Annotated in this window: 4 protein-coding genes; all 4 read left to right on the forward strand. The window is 60.3% G+C overall.

Annotated features, from left to right (window positions below; genetic code table 11):
- The coding region (locus tag KF784_20000) for a hypothetical protein (GenBank protein MBX3121341.1) at window positions 1–452 on the forward strand (452 nt) is incomplete at its 5' end.
- A complete protein-coding gene (locus KF784_20005; protein MBX3121342.1) occupies window positions 449–844 on the forward strand; it encodes a hypothetical protein in 396 nt (131 codons plus the stop codon). The genes KF784_20000 and KF784_20005, both read left to right, overlap by 4 nt.
- 66 nt (window positions 845–910) lie before the next feature.
- Entirely contained in the window at window positions 911–1,855 is a 945-nt protein-coding gene (locus KF784_20010) for an N-6 DNA methylase (GenBank protein MBX3121343.1), read from the forward strand.
- A 140-nt stretch (window positions 1,856–1,995) separates the two neighbouring features.
- The gene (locus tag KF784_20015) at window positions 1,996–2,559 is read left to right on the forward strand and encodes an FABP family protein (protein ID MBX3121344.1); all 564 of its coding nucleotides are present in this window, start codon (window positions 1,996–1,998) and stop codon (window positions 2,557–2,559) included.
- Window positions 2,560–2,574 lie beyond the last annotated feature (15 nt).

Consider the following 2,574-nt stretch of genomic DNA (forward strand, 5'->3'; position numbering starts at 1 on the left):
ATTTTCCCCCGACACTCCCCGCCAGAGTCCAGGTACAGCCGCCCATTCTCCTACAGGCTGTAGCCGGCGGAGAGCCGGGACGTTGTGCTGTATGGCGTGGTGATTTGGAGGATTGCTACTATCAGAAAGCCATCCATCGCGTTCGGCCAAGTTCAAGTTTGGCAGATTCGGACTTTCTGGCGTACTGGATTCGCCTGCAAGCGCTTACCGGAGCATTCGATGATCGGAACGCTAAGACAACCATCGCTCACCTGCCGCTCATTCGATTAGGTCAGATGCTCGTTCCAGCGATCGCCGTGGAAGAACAACGGCGCTTCGCCGCCCGCCTGAAAGCTCAACTGACCGAGCTCGATACAACTCAGCAAGCCGCAAGGGCGCAACTCCAAGAGATCGATCGCCTCCCCCAACGCCTCCTCACCCAAGCATTCAACGACGTAGAGGCCAGGCCATGACCACTACGCCGCAACCCCCCGATTTTGCCGACATCGCGCAACTGATTGCCACGGCCCGGGAACGTGCCGTGCAGGCGGTCAATACCACGCTGATCGAGTTGTATTGGCAGATCGGCGAACACATCAGCCGAAAAATTGCCGCCTCGGAATGGGGCGATGGCGTGGTGGATCAACTGGCCCGCTATCTGGCCCAGACGCAACCGGGACTGCGCGGGTTTACCCGCCGAAACCTGTTCAGAATGCGGCAATTCTATGAGGCCTATGCGGGCAATGAATTAGTGTCACCACTGGTGACACAATTGCCGTGGACGCATCACCTCATCATCCTGAGCCAGAGCGAGCGGGCGGAGGAACAAGCGTTCTATGTGCGTCTGGCGGTACAGGAGAAGTAGAGCAAACGGCAGCTGGAGCGCCAGTGCAAGGCGGCGCTGTTCGAGCAAGCGCCTAGGCAGTTCAACGTGATCCTGACCAATCCGCCCTTCGGCGGCAAAGAGGGGAAGGACGCGCAGAAGAATTTTGCCTTTGAGACCAGCGCCACGCAAGTGCTGTTTCTGCAGGACATTTTGGCGGAGTTGGCTCCCGGCGGTACCTGCGCCATGGTGCTGGACGAAGGGCTGCTCTTTCGCACCAACGAGAGCGCCTTCGTGGAGACCAAGCGCAAGCTGGTAGACGAGTGCGATCTCTGGGCCATCGTCAGCCTGCCGGGGGGCGTCTTTTCCACGGCTGGCGCGGGCGTCAAAACGAATTTGTTGTTTTTCACCAAGGGCAAGAAGACCACACGGATCTGGTACTACGACCTCTCGCCGGTGAAGGTGGGTAAGAAGACCCCGCTGACGTTGGCGCACTTTGGTTTTACTCCAACCGGAGCGCTGCTGGACGATGTGGCCCTGCCCGCTTCCTTGGTGGCGGAGTGGCGGGTTGACGAATCGAACAGCGGTACACGGTTTCCCAGTTATGCCCGCCTCCTTCTGCAGCGAGGGACGCCTAAAGGCGAAAGCCGCTACTCTTGGACGGTGGACTTCGCGGCGCGCCGCGCGAAGGCGCGCGACGAGATGCAGCCGTTGCTGGATGGGGCGGCCAAGATCAAGGCCGAAGTGGTGGATCTGAAAGAGCGGCTGAAGCGCCTGAAGAAAAATAAAGCCGGCGAGAAGGCGCTTACGGCGTTGGAGGTTCAGATTCGCGAGAAGGACAAGGCTGTGCGCGAGTTCGAATCGCAAGCGGCGGCCATCGATGCGGCAGTGTTCGACCTCAAGGCGGTGAACCCCAACGCGGTGACCGTGGTCGATCGGCGCACGCCGGTCGAGATTATTGCCAACATCGACGCGCAAGGCCGCATCGTGGCAGAGGCGTTAGGGCGCTTGAAAGACCTGCTGGTCGCCGACGTGTCGGTGGCAGAGGGATAGAATCAGGAAGACGCTTGAGTGTCGGCGAGCATTGGCCCCCCCTCGTTTGAGTCCCCCTCTTCTCTTCTGCTACAAGAGCAGCCAGCTGCGGGCCGGTCGTTCGACGGCGGGCACCGGAGTATCACAAGGAGGAATGCGCGATGAGTGACGATCTGTTGAAGTATCTTGGTCCGTTGGCTGCGTTGGCCGGCGTGTGGGAAGGCGACAAGGGCGACGACGTGGCGCCGTCGGACGATCGCGGCACGGAGCGTAACCAATTCCGTGAGCGGATGACGTTCGAGCCGTTCGGCCCTGTGAAGAATCATGAACAGCAATTGTACGGCTTGCGATACTCGACCGTGGCCTGGCGTCTGGGCGAGGACGCGCCGTTTCACGAGGAGACCGGGTACTGGCTCTGGGATGCGGCCGCAAAACAGGTGCTCCGGTGTTTTATCGTGCCGCGGGGAGTCACGGTGCTGGCCGGGGGTACCGTGGAACCGGAGGCCACGTCGTTTCAAATTGCCGCGGAGGCCGGGTCTGACACGTATGGGATTTGCTCCAACAAGTTTCTCGATCGGGAATTTAAGACCGTGCGCTACGAGCTCACGGTGACCGTGCACGGCCGCGACAGCTTCAGCTACAGCGAAGACACGCAGCTCAAGATGAAGGGCCGCGACGAACTGTTCCATCACATCGATGCGAATCGAGTGACCCGAGTCCGGTAACGTGGTTCAGGTATG

This window comes from Fimbriimonadaceae bacterium, assembly GCA_019638775.1.
GTDB lineage: Bacteria > Armatimonadota > Fimbriimonadia > Fimbriimonadales > Fimbriimonadaceae > JAHBTD01.

Bases quoted from the DNA above. Each gene is read 5' to 3' on its own strand.
- KF784_20005 (MBX3121342.1), top strand. From the start codon at position 449: ATGACCACTACGCCGCAACCCCCCGATTTTGCCGACATCGCGCAACTG.
- KF784_20015 (MBX3121344.1), top strand. From the start codon at position 1,996: ATGAGTGACGATCTGTTGAAGTATCTTGGTCCGTTGGCTGCGTTGGCC.